Here is an 18,824-nt window from a genome sequence, read left to right as displayed (position 1 = left end):
GCACCGGCGCCGAGGGCACCGCCACCGCCGCCGAAGGCACCGCCGCCGAGAGCGCCGCCGCCCTGGCCACCACCACGCCGGGCCGCCGCGACACCTGCCGCGGCCTGCGCGGCGGCCGGACCACCGCTGCCCGCGGCCGGCTGACCCGGCTTGGGCTGCGGCTTGCGGCCGCCCTGGGCGACGTCGACGGGCAGCATGACCAGCGCGGTCGTGCCCCCGGAGTCGGACGGACGCAGCTGGATGCGGATGCCGTGGCGCTGCGAGAGGCGACCGACCACGAACAGGCCCATGCGGCGGGAGACGGAGACGTCCACGGTGGGCGGCGCGGCGAGCCGCTCGTTGATCGCGGCCAGGTCCTCGGGCGAGAGACCGATACCGGTGTCGTGGATCTCGATCAGCACGCGGCCGTCCGGCAGCGCGTGACCGGTGACCTTGACCTTGGTCTGCGGGGAGGAGAACGAGGTCGCGTTCTCCAGCAGCTCGGCGAGCAGGTGCACGAGGTCGTTGACCACGCGGCCGGCGACCTCGGTGGTCGGCACGGAGGCCAGCTCGATGCGCTCGTACTGCTCCACCTCGGAGGCGGCGGCGCGGAGCACGTCGACCAGCGGGACCGGGCGGGTCCAGCGGCGGCCGGGCTCCTCACCGGCGAGGACGAGGAGGTTCTCACCGTTACGGCGCATGCGCGTCGCGAGGTGGTCGAGCTTGAACAGCGAGGACAGCTGGTCCGGGTCGGCCTCGCGGGACTCCAGTTCGGAGATGAGCGAGAGCTGACGCTGGATGAGGCCCTGGGAGCGGCGCGAGAGGTTGGTGAACATCGCGTTGACGTTGCCCCGCAGCAGGGCCTGCTCGGCGGCGAGGCGGACCGCCTCGCGGTGCACGTCGTCGAAGGCGGAGGCCACTCGGCCGATCTCGTCCCGGGAGTGCACACCGACCGACTCGACCGAGGTGTCGACGTCCTGCGGGTCGGTCTCGGAGAGCTGCTTGACCAGTTCGGGCAGGCGGTTCTGGGCGACCTTGGTCGCGGTGTCCTCCAGGCGGCGCAGCGAGCGGATCATGGAGCGGGCCACGACGAAGGCGCCGACCAGGGAGACACCGAGCACCAGCAGGATCACGACACCCGAGATGATCGCCTCGCGCTCGGACTCGCTGCGCAGCTCACGGGCCTGCTGCTCCATGTCCTCCAGCAGCTTCAGCTCGATGTTCTTCATCTGCTGGATCTTGGTGGAGCTGTCGTCCAGCCAGTCCTGGTAGGACCGCTTGTCCAGGCCGCCGATGGCGTCCTTCTTGCCGAGCGCGCGGCCGGCGTACTCGTCGGACGACTCGATCACCGGGTTGCCCTCGGAGATCGGCTTGAGGAGTTCCTCGGCCCCGTCGCCGTAGATGCTGGTGAAGCTGCGGATCTCGGACTTCTGGCTCTGCAGCGCGGACTCGGCGTAGAGCCGGTCGTTCTCCGCGAGTTCGCCCTTCGTGGTGTTGCTCGCCGGAAGGGCGGCCGCGAGGACGGCGCGCTGGATGGACGCGTACTCCTTGGCCGAGGAGAAGGCCGACAGCGCGCGCGTGCGCTGGATCATGTCGGGGTTGCTGGTCGCCTCCGCCATGTCCTGCGAGAGGTCGAGCAGGTGGGTGATGAGGCGGTGGTAGGCCTCGACCGTCTGGGTCGAGTTGCCCTCGGCCTGGTAGGCGTTGCTGCGGATCCGCTCCAGGTCGTTCAGGTCGCCGGCGAGGCCGACGAGGCTGTCGCGGACGCCGACGAGGTTGCCGTCCTTGCTGGCCGCGTCGATCGCCTCGGAGCTGTCGAGGAAGTTCTTCCGGGCCCGGTCGGTCTTCTCACGGTCGCCCTTGACGGCGATGGCGCCGGACGTCGAGTCGTGGGCCAGGGGGCCGGCGGACTGGTCGCGCTCCTCCTGGAGCGCGGCGGCCAGCTCGGTGGCCTGCTTGGTCATCTCGGTCAGCAGCTTCATGTTGTCGAGCTGCTGGATGTCGTCCATCGACTGGTTGATACGCATCGCGCCCAGCGAGGTCGCGGCGACCACCGGAAGCGCGAGCAGCGACACCAGACGGGTGGAGATCCGCCAGTTGCGCAGGGCTATTCGCGGGCCGGGGCCGGGCGAGCCCTTGGCCGGCTTGGCGGGCGGCTTCTGGCCGGGAGCGGACGAGGCCGCCGCCTGGCCGGGGCGCCCGGCGCGGTCCCCGCCGTCGCCGGACTGCTCCTGGCCCTGGTTCTGGGCGTGCTGGGGCGAGGAGCCGACGGCCTTGGGGCCGGCCCCGCCGTGCGGCTCCGGCTCCGCCGAAGCGCTGCCATCCCTCTTGAAACGTCCCTGCACTAGCGTCGCAACCTCTGGACCAGGCGCCCGGCCGCGTGAACGGCTGGGCACGGTGTCGGCGTCATAGGGGCGCCCTGAATACGCCCCCGTGGTGGTCGTGAGTGACCGGCGCTGGGTCCCCCTTCTCGCCGCCGTTCGGCGCTGTTGTGCGCCCCCTGTGCGCCGGCTCGATCCCGCAGCGGTCCGTGGAATTCCAGCACAGTGGAGGATCTGCAACAAGGCCCATGGGCCGCCCCGTGACGCAGGTGACAGCATGTGAGGGGTGGGTCACCAGACGTAGAAAGTGATCACCCGCAAAACGGATATACGTCCGCGAGTCGGCGGCGTGCGGTGGGTGTCCCAGTCGACATGATCAGGAGCGGAATGAGGGCTTCAGAGGGGCAATGTCGGTTTCGTCGGGGTGAGGTGCGAGCCGGAATTGACCGGTTTGACCCTTGATGAGTGAGCAAACTCACATGAAGATCATGGGCTCGGCTCGGGTTGCCGGGGAATCGCATGTTTAGCCTGACGCTTTACAGAGAAGGCAAAACCGACAACCCGCGCCCTCGCAGGGGTTCTTGCAGCCCTCCGGCGCCCGGACAGGACAGGGCCTCGTACCACCGTGAAGACGACGACGATGTTCCACAAGATCGCCAACCCGCGACGCACCACGCTGGCGCACCTCGACGCCGCTGCCGAGCTGCAGACGCCGGAGCAGCCGGAGCACGCCGTCGAGCTCCCCGCCCAGACCGCCAACCCCCGGCGCACCATCCTGATGGAGATGCCGGCCGCGGCCTCCGCCGCACAGTAGTACGCCACCCGGCCGCCGACCGTCGGCCGGCCGGACGGGCACACGGGCGCCCGCGCGACGACACCGACGCCTCCGGGCGGGTCACGGCACGTCCTGCGCGAGGCGCCCGCCCTGTGCGGCCTGCCCGCCGCGTTAGCCTGGGGTGTCAGACTCCAGCCAGCTCAGCAAGGGGCCAAGCAACCCGTGCGCATTGCCAGGTTCTCCATCGACGGGAACGTCGCCTTCGGCGCGGTCGAGGGCGACCAGCCGGACCAGCTCGTCCTCGACATCATCAAGGGCATCCCGTTCGCGGACTTCGAGCTCTCCGGCACCAAGGTGCCCCTGAGCAAGGTGCGGCTCCTGCCGCCCGTACTCCCCAACAAGGTCGTCGCCTTCGGCCGCAACTACGCCGAGCACGCCCGTGAACTCGGCAACGAGGTGCCCGACGCCCCGTTCGCCTTCTTCAAGCCGTCCACCTCGGTCATCGGCCCCGGCGACGCGATCCAGTACCCCTCCTTCTCCGAGGAACTGCACCACGAGGCCGAGCTCGCCGTGGTCATCGGCCGCATGTGCCGCGAGGTCCCGCGCGACCGCGTCAAGGACGTCGTCTTCGGCTACACCTGCGCCAACGACGTCACCGCCCGCGACGTGCAGCGCCGCGAGAAGCAGTGGGCCCGCGCCAAGGGCTTCGACTCGGCCTGCCCGCTGGGCCCCTGGGTGGAGACGGACCTCGACCCGGCCGACCTGACCATCCAGCTCACGGTCAACGGCGGCCAGCGCCAGCTCGGCCGCACCAGCGAGATGATCCACTCGATCGAGGATCTGATCGTCAACATCTCCGAGGCGATGACGCTGCTCCCCGGTGACGTGATCCTCACGGGCACCCCGGCCGGCGTCGGCCCCCTCAACGTCGGCGACGAGGTCGCCGTCACCATCGAAGGCATCGGCACTCTCACCAACAAGGTTGTCAAGCGTGGCTAGCGCACCCGGCTCCCCCGTACGCGTCCGTTTCTGTCCGTCCCCCACCGGAAACCCCCACGTGGGCCTGGTCCGCACCGCCCTGTTCAACTGGGCGTTCGCCCGGCACCACCAGGGCACGCTGGTCTTCCGCATCGAGGACACCGACGCGGCCCGCGACTCCGAGGAGTCGTACGACCAGCTGCTCGACTCGATGCGCTGGCTGGGCTTCGACTGGGACGAGGGCCCCGAGATCGGCGGCCCCCACGCGCCGTACCGCCAGTCGCAGCGCATGGACATCTACCGGGACGTCGCGACCAAGCTCCTCGACGCCGGGCACGCCTACCGCTGCTACTGCTCCCAGGAGGAGCTGGACACCCGCCGCGAGGCGGCCCGCGCCGCCGGCAAGCCCTCCGGCTACGACGGCCACTGCCGCGCCCTGAGCGACGCGCAGGTCGAGGAGTACACGGCGCAGGGCCGTGAGCCCATCGTCCGCTTCCGGATGCCCGACGAGGCGATCACCTTCACGGACCTGGTCCGCGGCGAGATCACGTACCTCCCGGAGAACGTCCCGGACTACGGCATCGTCCGCGCGAACGGCGCCCCCCTCTACACGCTCGTCAACCCGGTCGACGACGCCATGATGGAAATCACGCACGTCCTGCGCGGCGAGGACCTGCTCTCCTCCACCCCGCGCCAGATCGCCCTGTACAAGGCGCTGATCGAGCTGGGCGTCGCCCAGGAGATCCCCGCCTTCGGCCACCTGCCGTACGTCATGGGCGAGGGCAACAAGAAGCTCTCCAAGCGCGACCCCCAGTCGAGCCTGAACCTCTACCGGGAGCGCGGCTTCCTCCCCGAGGGCCTGCTCAACTACCTCTCCCTGCTCGGCTGGTCGCTCTCCGCCGACCAGGACGTCTTCACGATCGAGGAGATGGTCGCGGCCTTCGACGTCGCGGACGTCAACCCCAACCCGGCCCGCTTCGACCTCAAGAAGTGCGAGGCGATCAACGCCGACCACATCCGCCTGCTGGAGGTGAAGGACTTCACCGAGCGCTGCCGCCCGTGGCTGAAGGCCCCCGCCGCCCCCTGGGCGCCGGAGGACTTCGACGAGGCCAAGTGGCAGGCGATCGCGCCGCACGCGCAGACCCGCCTGAAGGTCCTCTCCGAGATCACCGACAACGTCGACTTCCTGTTCCTGCCGGAGCCGGTCTTCGACGAGGCGTCCTGGACGAAGGCCATGAAGGAGGGCTCGGACGCCCTGCTCCGCACGGCCCGCGAGAAGCTGGACGCGGCCGACTGGACGTCCCCCGAGTCCCTCAAGGAGGCCGTCCTGGCCGCCGGTGAGGCCCACGGCCTCAAGCTCGGCAAGGCCCAGGCCCCCGTCCGCGTCGCCGTCACCGGCCGCACGGTCGGCCTGCCCCTCTTCGAGTCCCTGGAGGTCCTGGGCAAGGAGAAGACGCTGACCCGGATCGACGCGGCCCTGTCGAGGCTTGCGGCGGCGTAACGCGCCGACGTACGCGGGAAGGGCGGCAGCCGAGGAGGCTGCCGCCCTCGTCGTATGCCCGGGGGCCACGCCGCCGGCTCCTCCGCCGTCGTCCCGGCAGACGACGCATGCGCCGTGAGGACATGGATCCGCGTGTCTCCGGGGACGGTCGGCCCACGACCGGGTGGCGGACGTCGAACAGCCGCAGCGCGGTCGCCGGCCACGAGGCCCGGGACGACGGGGGCGCCGCCGCGGCCGTGGGCGACATCCGCGGCCGGACACGGCTGACGTTCCCACGCCCGGGCGAGACGCCGCCCGGAGCCGGGTTCCCCTGCGGCGACCTGGTCCGGATCGGCGTCCTCACCGTCGGCATCGAGGCGCCGACGGCCGGATACGACGTCGTGCTGAGCGGCCGGCCGAGGCGGACTGCCGTCCGTCCCGTCGGCCGGCCTGACGGACGGACGGACGGACGAGGCCAGAGCCCTGTCCGATCCGCGGATACTCATCGAGTCCGCGGACACCCGTCTGGAGCGGGGGCCCGCCCCGGCAGCCGTCCGGCCATCCGGCCGGTACCCCCACGCCCACCGCTCCGGCGGCCTAGGCTGGGTGCCATGCCGATCCGAGCAGTTGTCTGGGACGTCGACGACACCCTCTTCGACTACACCACCGCCGACCGCGAGGGCATGCGCGCCCACCTGGTCGCCGAGGGGCTGCTCGCCGGGTACGGGTCGGCCGAGGAGGCCCTCGTGCGCTGGCGGGAGATCACCGACCAGCAGTGGGCCAGGTTCGCGGCCGGCGAGGTCGACTTCGTCACACAGCGGCGCGACCGTACCCGGGTCTTCCTGGGCCGGCCGGAGCTGACGGACACCGAGGCCGACGACTGGTTCCAGCGGTACGTCACGCACTACGAGGCCGCCTGGTCCCTCTTCCCGGACGTCCTGCCCGTCCTCGACGCCCTCGCCGACAGCCACCGGCACGCCGTGCTCTTGAACTCCAGCCTGACCGTCCAGGACCGCAAGCTGCGCGTCCTCGGCGTGCACGACCGCTTCGAGGCGATCCTGTGCGCCGCCGAGCTGGGCGTCTCCAAGCCCGATCCCGGCGCCTTCCTGGCCGCCTGCGACGCCCTCGGCCTCGCCCCGCGGGAGGTCGCCTACGTCGGCGACCACCCGGAGATCGACGGGCGCGGAGCGGCGGACGCGGGGTTGCTGTCGGTGTGGATCGACCGCGGTGGCGTGTACGCGACCGTCGACCCGCCCGCCGACCGGCGCCGCATCGCCTCCCTCTCCGAACTCCCTGCGCTCCTCGGCGCCGATACCCGTTTTGGAGCCCCGTCCACCTTCGGGTAATGTTCTTCCTGCGCCGCCGGAGAGCGGGCCGAAAGGGCCGGGAACCGGAAGCGCAACGCTAGAACAAGATCCCCTCCGGGGCTTGCGTTCCAGTGGCCTATGGTGTAATTGGCAGCACGACTGATTCTGGTTCAGTTAGTCTTGGTTCGAGTCCAGGTAGGCCAGCTCGCAGAGCTCATCTGCACCGTGGAGATCACTCCACAAAGCCCCCGTTGTGTAGCGGCCTAGCACGCCGCCCTCTCAAGGCGGTAGCGCCGGTTCGAATCCGGTCGGGGGTACAGATCCTTCCCGCGAGGACGGCCAGGGTAGCTCCCGCCGCCTTCGATGCAGGATCGCTAGGGCCCCCGTTGTGTAGCGGCCTAGCACGCCGCCCTCTCAAGGCGGTAGCGCCGGTTCGAATCCGGTCGGGGGTACAAACTGGTCTAAACCACATTGGTCTATGGTGTAATTGGCAGCACGACTGATTCTGGTTCAGTTAGTCTAGGTTCGAGTCCTGGTAGACCAGCTCGGATCTGCAGCGGCGCAGCACTGCACGCTTGCAAGATCCACGCCCCCGTTGTGTAGCGGCCTAGCACGCCGCCCTCTCAAGGCGGTAGCGCCGGTTCGAATCCGGTCGGGGGTACAACACATTCGGTGGCCCTCCGCTTCGGCGGAGGGCCACCGGCGTTTTGGCCGTCGTCGGCTCCCCGCACGGTGCCATGGCGTCGGAAAGGGCCCGCCGCGGCGTTGAGGCGGACCCGAACCCGGTCACGTATCCAGGCAGGCGCGGTCAGCCCGTGCGGCGCAGGGCCTCGGAGAGGCGGCCGGCGGCGTCGATGATCGCCTGGGCGTGCATACGGCCCGGATGGCGCGACAGGCGCTCGATGGGGCCGGAGACGGACACGGCGGCCACCACGCGGTTGGAGGGGCCGCGCACGGGCGCGGAGACGGACGCCACCCCCGGCTCCCGCTCGCCGATGGACTGCGCCCAGCCCCGCCGCCGCACACCGGACAGGGCCGTCGCCGTGAAGCGGGCGCCCTGCAGGCCGCGGTGGAGACGCTCCGGCTCCTCCCAGGCCATGAGGATCTGCGCCGACGAACCGGCCTTCATGGTGAGCGTGGAGCCGACCGGGACGGTGTCCCGCAGGCCCGACAGACGCTCGGCGGCGGCCACGCAGATGCGCATGTCGCCCTGGCGGCGATAGAGCTGCGCGCTCTCGCCCGTGATGTCACGGAGGTGGGTGAGCACCGGGCCCGCCGTGGCGAGCAGACGGTCCTCGCCGGCCGCCGCGGCCAGTTCGGCCAGACGCGGGCCGAGAATGAAACGGCCCTGCATGTCGCGCGCCACCATACGGTGGTGTTCCAGCGCCACGGCCAGGCGGTGGGCCGTGGGTCGTGCCAGTCCGGTCGCACCGACCAACCCCGCGAGGGTGGCCGGACCGGACTCCAGAGCGCTCAGGACGAGGGCCGCCTTGTCCAGAACGCCGACGCCGCTACTGTTGTCCATGCAACGATACTCCCGTCTCACTCTGTGAAACGCAAGTTCAATTTTCCATGGAACCCGCCACTCTGGACGGCAGGAAGTCACAACGGCCCGTGACGCACGGGCCTGGCGGCGGCTGCCCGGAAACACAGGGGTGCGGGCACCGCTTCCCCAAGATCTCTAGTTGGGTCGGCGCTTCGTCGCCGACCGGAGGGAAAGCGATGGGTAGGACACTCGCGGAGAAGGTCTGGGACGACCACGTCGTCCGGCGCGCCGAAGGCGAGCCCGACCTCCTCTTCATCGATCTGCACCTGCTGCACGAGGTGACCAGCCCGCAGGCCTTCGACGGCCTCCGCAAGAGCGGCCGCCCGGTGCGCCGACTCGACCTGACCATCGCCACCGAGGACCACAACACCCCCACCCTCGACATCGACAAGCCCATCGCGGACCCGGTCTCCCGGGTCCAGCTGGAGACGCTGCGCAAGAACTGCGCGGACTTCGGCGTCCGGCTGCACCCGCTGGGCGACGTCGAGCAGGGCGTCGTCCACGTCGTCGGCCCGCAGCTGGGCCTGACCCAGCCCGGCACCACCGTGGTCTGCGGCGACTCGCACACCTCCACGCACGGCGCCTTCGGCGCGCTGGCGTTCGGCATCGGCACCTCCCAGGTCGAGCACGTGCTGGCCACCCAGACGCTCCCCATGGCCCGCCCGAAGACCATGGCGGTCACCGTCAACGGCGAACTGCCCGACGGCGTCACGGCCAAGGACCTGATCCTCGCCATCATCGCGAAGATCGGCACCGGTGGCGGCCAGGGGTACATCCTGGAGTACCGCGGTCAGGCCATCGAGAAGCTCTCGATGGAGGCCCGGATGACCATCTGCAACATGTCGATCGAGGCCGGCGCCCGCGCGGGCATGATCGCCCCCGACGAGACCACCTTCGCCTACCTCCAGGGCCGCTCGCACGCCCCCGAGGGCGCCGACTGGGACGCGGCCGTCGAGTACTGGAAGACGCTGCGCACCGACGACGACGCCGAGTTCGACGCCGAGGTCGTCATCGAGGCCGCCGAACTGTCCCCGTTCGTCACCTGGGGCACCAACCCGGGCCAGGGCGCGCCGCTTTCCGCCGCCGTCCCCGACCCCGCATCGTACGAGGACGCTTCGGAGCGCTTCGCCGCCGAAAAGGCTCTGGAGTACATGGGGTTGGAGGCCGGGCAGCCGCTGCGTTCCATCAAGGTGGACACCGTCTTCGTAGGTTCCTGCACCAACGGCCGCATCGAGGACCTGCGCGCCGCCGCCGAGATCGTACGGAGCCGCAAAGTCGCCGACGGCGTACGGATGCTGGTCGTCCCCGGATCGGCGCGGGTGGGTCTGCAGGCCGTCTCCGAGGGCCTGGACACGGTCTTCAAGGAGGCCGGCGCCGAGTGGCGGCACGCGGGCTGCTCGATGTGCCTGGGCATGAACCCGGACCAGCTGGCACCCGGCGAGCGCTCCGCGTCCACGTCCAACCGCAACTTCGAGGGGCGGCAGGGCAAGGGAGGCCGCACCCATCTGGTGTCGCCGCAGGTCGCGGCCGCTACGGCGGTCCTGGGCCACCTGGCCTCCCCGGCCGACCTCGCCGCCGCCGACGCCCCCACGCCCGCTGGAGTCTGAGAGTCATGGAAGCATTCACCACCCACACCGGCCGGGCCGTCCCGCTGCGCCGCAGCAACGTGGACACCGACCAGATCATCCCCGCCCACTGGCTCAAGAAGGTGACGCGGGACGGTTTCGAGGACGGGCTGTTCGAGGCCTGGCGCAAGGACCCGGAGTTCGTGCTCAACCGGCCCGAGCGCGAGGGCGCCACGGTCCTGGTGGCCGGCCCCGACTTCGGCACCGGCTCCTCCCGCGAACACGCCGTCTGGGCGCTGCAGAACTACGGCTTCAAGGCCGTGATCTCCTCCCGCTTCGCCGACATCTTCCGCGGCAACTCGCTGAAGAACGGCCTGCTCACGGTGGTCCTCGACCAGAAGGCCGTGGACGCGCTGTGGGAGCTCACGGAGAAGGACCCGCAGGCCGAGGTCACGGTCGACCTCGAGGCCCGCGAGGTCCGCGCGGAGGGCATCACCTCCTCCTTCGAGCTGGACGAGAACTCCCGCTGGCGGCTGCTGAACGGGCTGGACGACATCTCGATCACCCTCCAGAACGAGGCCGACATCGCCGCGTACGAGGCGAAGCGTCCGTCGTTCAAGCCGCAGACCCTCCCGGTCTGATCCGCGGACGGTCCCCGAGGCCGCCGCAAGGTCGAGTTTCGGCCACCCAACACACCGGCTGTACCCCCGATCGGACCGATCGGGGGTACAGCCGTTTCTGGTGCCGGGCGCATGCGCGTGTCGCGGCCGAAGCGCTCAACTTCCCACGTTAGAGGCCTGGTTGCCGGGGTACGAAGATCATGTCGGCGCATGTTCCGGACGTGCTCAGGAGGCCGTTGGGGGCGGCAGTTGCCCCCTGCGCAGGCGACAACTCGCCCCAGATGGCACAATCTGTGCATGGAACACGACGGCCAACTCGAGCTCTATGCGGCGGTCGCGTTCCGGCTCAAGGAAGCGCACACAAGAGTGCGCGCACTGCAAGTCCCGGAGGGCGTACGGATGGCGCTGACCCGGAAGCTGCTGGTCATTACGGCCGCGGCCAAACACGATCTCGCCGGTGCGGCAAGGCGCCTGGAGCGGTTCACCGCGGACCTCGACGAGGGGCGATTCCCCGAAGAGGAAGGCTGAACGGGCCGGGCAGCCCGAGTCCGTTGCGGCACAAGGGTGATTAGCCCGTTTCGTGTTTGATTTGCGGTATATATCTGCCTAACGTGCGAAAAAGCTTGAACACATTCGTTCTGGCGATGTCTCCGAAGGGGAAGACGTGAACAAGGCGCAGCTCGTAGAAGCGATTGCCGACAAGTTGGGCGGCCGCCAGCAGGCCGCCGACGCTGTCGACGCGGTCCTGGACGCCCTCGTCCGTGCAGTGGTCTCGGGCGACCGGGTCTCGGTCACCGGCTTCGGCTCCTTCGAGAAGGTTGACCGCCCGGCTCGCTACGCCCGTAACCCCCAGACGGGCGAGCGGGTTCGGGTCAAGAAGACCTCCGTGCCGCGCTTCCGCGCGGGCCAGGGCTTCAAGGACCTGGTGAGCGGCTCGAAGAAGCTCCCGAAGAACGACATCGCGGTCAAGAAGGCCCCCAAGGGCAGCCTCTCCGGCCCGCCGCCCACCATCTCCAAGGCCGCGGGCAAGAAGGCCGCCGCGAAGAAGGCCACGGGCGCCGCGAAGAAGGCCACGGGCGCGGCCAAGAAGACGACCGCGGCGGCGAAGAAGACGACCGCGAAGAAGACCGCCGGCGCGGCGACCGCGAAGAAGGCCCCCGCCAAGAAGTCCACGGCCAAGACCACCACGACGGCGGCGAAGACCACGGCCACGAAGGCCCCCGCGAAGAAGGCGACGGCGAAGAAGGCCCCCGCCAAGAAGTCGACCGCCCGCAAGACCACCGCCAAGAAGGCCCCCGCCCGCAAGAAGTAGCAGGCAGCGGCGGAAGCTGCGGAGGCCGGAGCAGCAGCGGAAGCAGCAGGTGAACGGGCACAGGGGCACTCACGCGCCGGGCCGGACTCCCTCTCGGAGCCCGGCCCGCGGCCTGTTCGGGGTCCGGCAGGGCCCCGCAGGGGAACGACAGGGGGCCGGCAAGGGGGGACAGGGGAGACAGGAGGCGCGGGCTGCGCGGATCAGAACGTCTGGAGCGTCACCAGCGTGATCCGGAGGTCCGTGTCCCCGCCCTCGGTCTCGATCCGTACCCGCTGTCCGGGCCGCAGCAGTCTCAGGCCCCCCGCCTCGAACGCCGCCGCGTCGAAGGGCACGGGGGTGCCGTCGTCGAGCAGCACCTGCCCGCTGCGGCTTTCCGGGTCGTACGTGTATGCGGTCGCCTGCATGCCGGCAGCCTACTGCCCGGCGATCAGCAACCGCGCCGCCACCGCGGCTGTACGGGGTCCCACACCCAGGGCCAGCGCGGTGCGCAGATCGGCGCCGGTGTCGACGTCCTGCCGTACGGAATCCACCGCCTCGAGCCGGAGTTCCACGGCGCCGGACATGCGGTGGCGGGCCCGGGAATCCATACCGAAAGCGGGGGACAATTCACGGCCCGGCGCCGCTGCCAGCAGGGTCGTTCCGATTCCGGCGGCATCCGCGAGAAAAGCACGCGGGAATTGTGTGGCCGCCGCCAGTACGAGAGCCAATTCCGCGGGCCGCAGCGCGGGGAGATCGGCGTTGAGCGCGGCCACCCGGCTTTCGGGGCGCGCCGCCCGTACCGCGGCCGCTCCGTGCGTCAGGGCGGCGTTCAGGCCGCCGCGGGGCTCGTCCGGGACGACCCTGGCGCCCAGTGCCGCCAGCGCGCCTCCGGCCCGCGCGTCGTCCGTGACTACTGCCACATCCGCCACCGCCGGGCAGGCCAGCGCGGCTGCCACGGTGTCCTGGGCGAACGCCAGCGCGAGGCCCGGCCGCACCCCGTCGTCCGCGGTGTCGGACAGCCTGCTCTTGGCCCGGGCGAGGGGCTTCACGGGTACGACCAAGGTCCACTGCACGAGCGTTCCGTCCTTCTCTCGTCGCTGTCATTGTCACCCGGGGGACCTGGCGGTTCACTCTCCGGGGCGTACGGTGTTCTCGACAGACGGGCGGCCCGGGGCGACACTTGTCCGGCCCCAGGCCCTGGAGGAAAGGTGTCAGCGTGCCCCGCCGCAGAATCGGCTTCTGGTACCGCTTCGCCGCGGTGCTCTGCAAACCGCCGCTCGTGGTTCTGATCAAGCGGGACTGGCGGGGAATGGACAACATTCCGGCCGACGGTGGTTTTATCACCGCCGTGAACCACAATTCGCACGTGGATCCCTTCGCGTACGCGCACTACCAGTACAACACCGGGCGCGTCCCGCGGTTCCTCGCGAAGAGCGGCCTTTTCAGAAAGGGATTCGTCGGTGCCGCGATGCGGGGCACCGGGCAGATCCCCGTCTACCGCGAGAGCACGGACGCGCTGAGCGCCTTCCGGGCCGCGATCGACGCCGTGGAGCGCGGAGAGTGCGTCGCCTTCTACCCGGAGGGCACCCTCACCCGCGACCCGGACGGCTGGCCGATGACCGCCAAGACCGGTGCCGCGCGCGTGGCCCTGCAGACCAAGTGCCCGGTGATTCCGGTCGCCCAGTGGGGCTGCAACGAACTGCTGCCGCCGTACGCCAAGAAGCCCAGCATCCTCCCGCGCAAGACCCACCGTGTGCTGGCGGGCCCGCCGGTCGACCTGTCGCGGTTCTACGACAAGGAGATGACCGCGGAGGTGCTGAAGGAGGCCACCGAGGTCATCATGGCCGCCGTCACCCGCCAGCTGGAGGAGATCCGCGGCGAGAAGGCGCCCGAAACCCCCTACGACCCGCGCCGGGAGCGGATCGAGCAGCGGCGCCGGACCCAGCGGCAGGCGCAGACACAGACACACGCGACGCGGGCACAGACGCAGGGACCGCGGGCAGAAGGGCAGAGCACGTGAGCAAGCCCGTCAAGGCGGCCGTCTTCGGCACCGGATCGTGGGGCACGGCCTTCGGCGCGGTCCTCGCCGACGCGGGGTGCGACGTCACCCTGTGGGGGCGCCGTGCCGCGCTCGCCGACGCCGTCAACTCCACCCGGACCAACCCCGACTACCTGCCCGGCGTGGAACTCCCCGCGAACCTGCGGGCCACCACCGACGCCGCCGAGGCCGCGCACGACGCCGACTTCACCGTCCTCGCGGTCCCGTCCCAGACGCTGCGCGCCAACCTCGCCGACTGGACGCCGCTGCTGGCGCCCGGCACGGTCCTGGTGTCGTTGATGAAGGGCGTCGAACTCGGCTCCGCGATGCGGATGAGCGAGGTGATCGAGGACGTCGCCAAGGTCGGCGCCGAGCGCGTCGCGGTGGTCACCGGACCCAACCTGGCCCGGGAGATCGCCGCCCGCATGCCGGCCGCCGCCGTGGTCGCCTGCCCCGACGAGTCCGTCGCCCAGCGGCTCCAGACCGCCTGCCACACACCGTACTTCCGCCCGTACACCAACACCGACGTCATCGGCTGCGAACTCGGTGGCGCCGTCAAGAACGTGATCGGGCTGGCCGTGGGCATCGCGGACGGCATGGGCCTCGGCGACAACGCCAAGGGGTCCCTCATCACGCGCGGCCTCGCCGAGACCACGCGCCTCGGGGTCGCCCTCGGCGCCGACCCGCTGACCTTCTCCGGCCTGGCCGGTCTCGGCGACCTGGTGGCGACCTGTTCGTCGCCGCTGTCCCGCAACCACACCTTCGGCACCAACCTCGGCAAGGGCATGACCCTCCAGGAGACCATCGCGGTCACCCGGCAGACCGCCGAGGGCGTCAAGTCCTGCGAGTCGGTGCTGGATCTGGCCCGACGGCACGGTGTCGACATGCCGATCACCGAGACGGTCGTCGGCATCGTGCACGAGGGCAAGCCCCCGGTGGTCGCGCTCAAGGAGCTGATGTCGCGCAGCGCGAAGCCGGAACGACGCTGAGCGACGCTCGGACGGAGCCCGGTCGCCGCCCGCGCCACGCGGCTGCGGGGACGCTGCCCCGCGGCCCTGTGGGCGGGTACTCTCGACGCGATATGAGCACCGAGAACCTCCCCCAGAGCCCCGAGCAGCCGCCTCGCAAACCGCGTGTGGCCGTCGTGTTCGGCGGGCGCAGCTCCGAACACGGGATCTCCGTGGTCACGGCCGGCGCCGTCCTCGCGGCCATCGACCGGACGAAGTACGACGTCCTGCCGATCGGCATCACCCGCGACGGCCGCTGGGCCCTCACCGCCGACGAACCGGAACGCATGGCGATCACCGAACGCCGTACGCCCGACGTCGAGGAGCTGGCCGAGTCGACCGAGGGCGGCGTGGTGCTGCCCGTCGACCCCGGCAACCGCGAAGTCGTCTACAGCGAACCCGGTTCGGTGCCCAAGGCGCTGGGCGAGGTCGACGTCGTCTTCCCCGTGCTGCACGGCCCGTACGGCGAGGACGGCACCCTCCAGGGCCTGCTGGAGCTGTCCGGTGTGCCGTACGTCGGTGCCGGGGTGCTCGCCTCGGCCGTCGGGCAGGACAAGGAGTACATGAAGGCCGTGTTCACCTCCTACGGGCTGAAGGTCGGCCCGTACGTGGTGATCCGGCCCCGTGAGTGGGAGCAGGACCGTTCCGGCGCCCGCGAGAGGATCGTCGACTTCGCCGGCGAGCACGGCTGGCCGCTGTTCGTGAAGCCCGCCCGTGCGGGGTCGTCGATCGGCATCACCAAGGTCGACGGCCCCTCCGGACTCGACGAGGCGATCGAGGAGGCCCGGCGCCACGACCCGAAGATCCTCGTGGAGGCCACGCTGCGCGGCCGGGAGATCGAGTGCGGGGTGCTGGAGTTCGAGGACGGTCCCCGGGCCTCCCTCCCCGCCGAGATTCCGCCGCCCTCGGAGCACGCGTACTACGACTTCGAGGCCAAGTACATCGACTCCACCCCCGGCGTCGTGCCCGCCCCGCTCACGGCCGAGGAGACCGCCGAGGTCCAGCGGCTCGCCGTGGCGGCGTTCGACGCGGCCTCCTGCGAGGGGCTGGTGCGCGCGGACTTCTTCCTCACCGAGGACGGCGAGTTCGTGATCAACGAGATCAACACCATGCCCGGCTTCACGCCGATCTCCATGTACCCGCAGATGTGGCAGGCGAGCGGCATCGGCTACCCGGAGCTGGTGGACCGGCTGGTCCAGGCGGCGCTGAGGCGGTCCACGGGACTGCGCTGACAGCGGGGCCCGTCCGGCGGCCGGCCGCCGACGGCCCGGGCGCGGCTGCTCCCCACGCTCGGTCTGGCGTGAGCCGGCCGGGCCCGTGGGGACCCGCCGTCCCCGTTCACCGGCGGCGCTCGGATGCCGTCCGTTTCCCACGGCCGGTCTCCGGGCCGTCACCGGCCCCGTGCACGGCAGGCCGGAAGGCGGTCCCCGAGGGGGTCGCCTTCCGGGCGACCGGTGGAACCCGTACGTCCTGCGGGGATCGTCCTGCCCCGCAGCACAGTATGATCAGCGGGTTTTCCAGCCCGTCGTCCGCCGACGGCAGTGCCTCGTCCGGGTTCCGCCCCACCTCGGTGACCAGCGCGTCCGGGCCCGGAACCGCCGCCGACCCGCTGTCGTCTGCTGGGGGAGCGGCCTGCGGCGGCGGTCAACAGGGCGAGAGCGAGCGGGCGGAAGGGGCTAGAGATGAACGACCGGACAGGTCAGGGTCCGGGTGATGCCGTCCACTTGCTGGACCTTGGCGACCACCATGCGACCCAGGTCGTCGACGGTGTCGGACTGGGCGCGGACGATGACGTCGTAGGGTCCTGTCACGTCCTCGGCCTGGATCACTCCAGGGATCTTGCTGATCGTCTCGGCGACGGTCGACGCCTTGCCGACCTCCGTCTGGATCAGGATGTACGCCTGTACCACGGAACCTCCAGAGCGGCCACGAGGATCATGTGGGGAAAAGGAACGCCACGGTACCGCGTCGCCGCACTTCACGGGGAGACCCGCGGGGTACGGGCCTGGCGCGCCGGGGCGCCGGAATGACACGAGTTGACGATCACGCCGCCGTGGCGACGGTCCTTTCGACCGTAACGAGGACAGAGATGACGCGCGACCGGGCACGGACAGGGACAGAAGGGGAGCCAAGGCGATGAAGGGCACTGTTGGTGAGCTCGGGGAGTTCGGGCTCATCAGGGAGCTCACCTCCCGTCTCACCACCACCCCGGCGGTCCGGGTCGGCCCCGGCGACGACGCCGCCGTGGTCGCCGCACCCGACCGCAGGGTGGTGGCCAGCACCGACATCCTGGTGGAAGGACGGCACTTCCGCCGTGACTGGTCCACCGCGTACGACGTGGGCCGCAAGGCGGCGGCGCAGAACCTCGCCGACATCGCCGCCATGGGCGCCGTGCCGACCGCGCTGCTGCTCGGGCTGGTCGTGCCCGCCGAACTGCCGGTGACCTGGCCGACCGAGCTGATGGACGGGCTGCGCGACGAGTGCCAGGTCGCGGGTGCCTCCGTGGTCGGCGGCGACGTGGTGCGCGGCGACACGATCACCGTCTCCATCACCGCGCTGGGTGACCTGCGCAACCAGGAGCCCGTCACCCGCGGCGGCGCCCAGCCCGGTGACCTCGTCGCGGTGACCGGCTGGCTCGGCTGGTCCGCGGCCGGGTTCGCCGTGCTGTCCCGGGGCTTCCGCTCACCGCGCGCCTTCGTCGAGGCCCACCGCCGCCCGGAGCCGCCGTACCACGCGGGGCCGGCCGCCGCGGCGCTCGGCGCCACCGCGATGTGCGACGTGAGCGACGGACTGATCGCCGACCTGAGCCACATCGCGGAGGCCAGCAAGGTCAGGATCGACATCCGCTCCGGGCAGATCGACATCCCGTCCCAGATGAACGACATCGGCCAGGCCGTCGGCGTCGACCCCATGCAGTGGGTGCTCACCGGGGGAGAGGACCACGCGATCGTGGCGACCTTCCCGCCGGACGTGAAGCTGCCCGCCCGCTGGAAGGTCATCGGCGAGGTCCTCAACCCCTCCGCACTGCCCCAGGTGACCGTCGACGGGGCGCCCTGGACCAGCAAGGGCGGCTGGGACCACTTCGGTGAGGACGTGGAGTCATGAGCCTGCCCCTGGTCCTCACCGTCGCCGGCTCCGACTCCGGCGGCGGCGCCGGCATCCAGGCCGACCTGAAGACGATGCTCGCCCTCGGTACGCACGGCATGAGCGTGCTCACGGCGGTGACCGCGCAGAACTCGCTCGGCGTCCAGGGGGCCTGGGAGCTGCCCGTGGAGGCGGTACGGGCCCAGTACCGCAGCGTCGTGGACGACATCGGTGTCCAGGCGGTCAAGACCGGGATGCTGTCCTCCGCCGATCTCGTCGAGACGGTCGCCGAGTTGATCGGCGGCACCGACGCCCCGGCCGTCGTCGACCCGGTCGGCGTCTCCAAGCACGGGGACGCGCTGCTCGCCGCCTCCGCCCTGGACTCCGTACGCACCAAACTGCTGCCGGTGGCGACCGTCGCCACCCCGAACCTCGACGAGGTCGCCCAACTCACCGGCGTACGGGTCGAGTCGGACACCGACCTGCGCCGGGCCGCGGCCGCCGTGCTGGAGTACGGTCCGCGCTGGGTGCTGATCAAGGGCGGGCATCTGCGCGGCGACGCCGTGGACCTGCTCACCGACGGCTCTCAGGAGCACTGGCTGCGCGCACCGCGTCTCGACAACCGGCACACGCACGGCACGGGCTGCACCCTCGCGTCGGCCGTCGCGTGCGGGCTGGCGAAGGGGCGGTCGGTGCCGGACGCGGTCGCGGCGGCCAAGGAGTACGTCACCGGGGCGATCGGGGCCGGATTCGCGCTCGGCGCCGGTATCGGGCCGGTGGACCACGGCTGGGCGCTCGGGCGGGACACCGGCTCGGCGTGATGCCGCGGGCCG

General features: G+C 71.0%; 18 protein-coding genes and 5 tRNA genes. 18 read left to right on the top strand and 5 right to left on the bottom strand.

The genetic code is table 11. The annotated features are described in order from the left end of the window. The coding region (locus tag ACP4IX_RS24050; protein ID WP_426556578.1) for a sensor histidine kinase at positions 1-2,324 on the bottom strand (2,324 nt) is incomplete at its 3' end. Between the two features lie 601 nt (positions 2,325-2,925). Between ACP4IX_RS24050 and ACP4IX_RS24045 the strand changes: the two genes are divergently transcribed. From ACP4IX_RS24045 to ACP4IX_RS24005, 9 genes are all read left to right on the top strand, one after another. Next, positions 2,926-3,114 carry a hypothetical protein gene (locus ACP4IX_RS24045; protein WP_426522107.1) on the top strand — a complete coding sequence of 63 codons (189 nt, stop codon included), beginning with the start codon at positions 2,926-2,928 and terminating at the stop codon, positions 3,112-3,114. Between the two features lie 183 nt (positions 3,115-3,297). Next, positions 3,298-4,074, top strand: coding sequence for a fumarylacetoacetate hydrolase family protein (locus ACP4IX_RS24040; protein WP_426522084.1), 777 nt, complete (start codon positions 3,298-3,300; stop codon positions 4,072-4,074). Continuing rightward, positions 4,067-5,554: a glutamate--tRNA ligase gene (gltX, locus tag ACP4IX_RS24035; RefSeq protein ID WP_426556577.1), complete on the top strand. Its 1,488-nt coding sequence runs from the start codon at positions 4,067-4,069 to the stop codon at positions 5,552-5,554. Before ACP4IX_RS24040 ends, gltX begins: the two co-directional genes overlap by 8 nt. Positions 5,555-6,144: 590 nt before the next feature. Continuing rightward, positions 6,145-6,879 (top strand): HAD family hydrolase, encoded by a 735-nt coding sequence (locus ACP4IX_RS24030; protein ID WP_426556576.1) that lies wholly within the window; start codon positions 6,145-6,147, stop codon positions 6,877-6,879. Positions 6,880-6,972: 93 nt separating this feature from the next. After that, positions 6,973-7,044 (top strand) — tRNA-Gln (locus tag ACP4IX_RS24025). 40 nt (positions 7,045-7,084) lie between these two features. Then, positions 7,085-7,157: transfer RNA gene (locus ACP4IX_RS24020), tRNA-Glu, on the top strand. 62 nt (positions 7,158-7,219) lie between these two features. Continuing rightward, positions 7,220-7,292 (top strand) — tRNA-Glu (locus tag ACP4IX_RS24015). Between the two features lie 20 nt (positions 7,293-7,312). Continuing rightward, positions 7,313-7,384 (top strand) — tRNA-Gln (locus ACP4IX_RS24010). 44 nt (positions 7,385-7,428) lie between these two features. Then, positions 7,429-7,501: transfer RNA gene (locus tag ACP4IX_RS24005), tRNA-Glu, on the top strand. A 147-nt stretch (positions 7,502-7,648) separates the two neighbouring features. On the opposite strand, the gene ndgR is transcribed toward ACP4IX_RS24005, so the two are convergent. Continuing rightward, positions 7,649-8,365 (bottom strand): IclR family transcriptional regulator NdgR, encoded by a 717-nt coding sequence (gene ndgR, locus ACP4IX_RS24000; RefSeq protein WP_217162275.1) that lies wholly within the window; start codon positions 8,363-8,365, stop codon positions 7,649-7,651. Between the two features lie 197 nt (positions 8,366-8,562). Between ndgR and leuC the strand changes: the two genes are divergently transcribed. From leuC to ACP4IX_RS23980, 4 genes are all read left to right on the top strand, one after another. Then, positions 8,563-9,993, top strand: coding sequence for a 3-isopropylmalate dehydratase large subunit (leuC, locus tag ACP4IX_RS23995; protein ID WP_426556575.1), 1,431 nt, complete (start codon positions 8,563-8,565; stop codon positions 9,991-9,993). 5 nt (positions 9,994-9,998) lie between these two features. Further along, the gene (gene leuD, locus ACP4IX_RS23990) at positions 9,999-10,592 is read left to right on the top strand and encodes a 3-isopropylmalate dehydratase small subunit (protein WP_426522080.1); all 594 of its coding nucleotides are present in this window, start codon (positions 9,999-10,001) and stop codon (positions 10,590-10,592) included. 276 nt (positions 10,593-10,868) lie between these two features. Then, positions 10,869-11,099 (top strand): hypothetical protein, encoded by a 231-nt coding sequence (locus tag ACP4IX_RS23985; protein WP_426522079.1) that lies wholly within the window; start codon positions 10,869-10,871, stop codon positions 11,097-11,099. A 136-nt stretch (positions 11,100-11,235) separates the two neighbouring features. After that, a complete protein-coding gene (locus ACP4IX_RS23980) occupies positions 11,236-11,883 on the top strand; it encodes an HU family DNA-binding protein (protein WP_426556574.1) in 648 nt (215 codons plus the stop codon). Positions 11,884-12,083: 200 nt separating this feature from the next. On the opposite strand, the gene ACP4IX_RS23975 is transcribed toward ACP4IX_RS23980, so the two are convergent. Both ACP4IX_RS23975 and cofC read right to left on the bottom strand, forming a co-directional pair. Continuing rightward, a complete protein-coding gene (locus ACP4IX_RS23975; protein ID WP_426522077.1) occupies positions 12,084-12,287 on the bottom strand; it encodes a hypothetical protein in 204 nt (67 codons plus the stop codon). Positions 12,288-12,296: 9 nt separating this feature from the next. Next, positions 12,297-12,935 carry a 2-phospho-L-lactate guanylyltransferase gene (cofC, locus tag ACP4IX_RS23970; protein ID WP_426556573.1) on the bottom strand — a complete coding sequence of 213 codons (639 nt, stop codon included), beginning with the start codon at positions 12,933-12,935 and terminating at the stop codon, positions 12,297-12,299. Positions 12,936-13,078: 143 nt separating this feature from the next. Between cofC and ACP4IX_RS23965 the strand changes: the two genes are divergently transcribed. The 3 genes from ACP4IX_RS23965 to ACP4IX_RS23955 all read left to right on the top strand — a co-directional run bounded on the left by ACP4IX_RS23965 (position 13,079) and on the right by ACP4IX_RS23955 (position 16,139). Continuing rightward, the gene (locus ACP4IX_RS23965; protein ID WP_426522075.1) at positions 13,079-13,882 is read left to right on the top strand and encodes a lysophospholipid acyltransferase family protein; all 804 of its coding nucleotides are present in this window, start codon (positions 13,079-13,081) and stop codon (positions 13,880-13,882) included. After that, positions 13,879-14,889: an NAD(P)H-dependent glycerol-3-phosphate dehydrogenase gene (locus tag ACP4IX_RS23960; protein ID WP_426522074.1), complete on the top strand. Its 1,011-nt coding sequence runs from the start codon at positions 13,879-13,881 to the stop codon at positions 14,887-14,889. The genes ACP4IX_RS23965 and ACP4IX_RS23960 overlap by 4 nt, the downstream gene beginning before the upstream one ends. A 92-nt stretch (positions 14,890-14,981) precedes the next feature. Continuing rightward, on the top strand, positions 14,982-16,139 hold the full coding sequence (locus ACP4IX_RS23955) for a D-alanine--D-alanine ligase family protein (RefSeq protein WP_426522073.1): 1,158 nt from the start codon (positions 14,982-14,984) through the stop codon (positions 16,137-16,139). Between the two features lie 444 nt (positions 16,140-16,583). Here ACP4IX_RS23955 and ACP4IX_RS23950 read toward each other — a convergent pair whose 3' ends face one another. After that, positions 16,584-16,817 carry an Lrp/AsnC family transcriptional regulator gene (locus ACP4IX_RS23950; RefSeq protein ID WP_053137604.1) on the bottom strand — a complete coding sequence of 78 codons (234 nt, stop codon included), beginning with the start codon at positions 16,815-16,817 and terminating at the stop codon, positions 16,584-16,586. Positions 16,818-17,043: 226 nt separating this feature from the next. Between ACP4IX_RS23950 and ACP4IX_RS23945 the strand changes: the two genes are divergently transcribed. Together ACP4IX_RS23945 and thiD are read left to right on the top strand one after the other, a co-directional pair. Further along, positions 17,044-18,012 carry a thiamine-phosphate kinase gene (locus tag ACP4IX_RS23945; protein ID WP_426522072.1) on the top strand — a complete coding sequence of 323 codons (969 nt, stop codon included), beginning with the start codon at positions 17,044-17,046 and terminating at the stop codon, positions 18,010-18,012. Continuing rightward, positions 18,009-18,812, top strand: coding sequence for a bifunctional hydroxymethylpyrimidine kinase/phosphomethylpyrimidine kinase (thiD, locus tag ACP4IX_RS23940; RefSeq protein ID WP_426522071.1), 804 nt, complete (start codon positions 18,009-18,011; stop codon positions 18,810-18,812). Before ACP4IX_RS23945 ends, thiD begins: the two co-directional genes overlap by 4 nt. The last annotated feature ends 12 nt before the right edge of the window (positions 18,813-18,824 follow it).

The sequence above is a fragment of the Streptomyces sp. WG5 genome (genome assembly GCF_049974565.1).
Lineage (GTDB): Bacteria > Actinomycetota > Actinomycetes > Streptomycetales > Streptomycetaceae > Streptomyces.
Note: the sequence above shows the minus strand (reverse complement) of the source record. Positions and strands in the feature narration are given on the sequence as shown.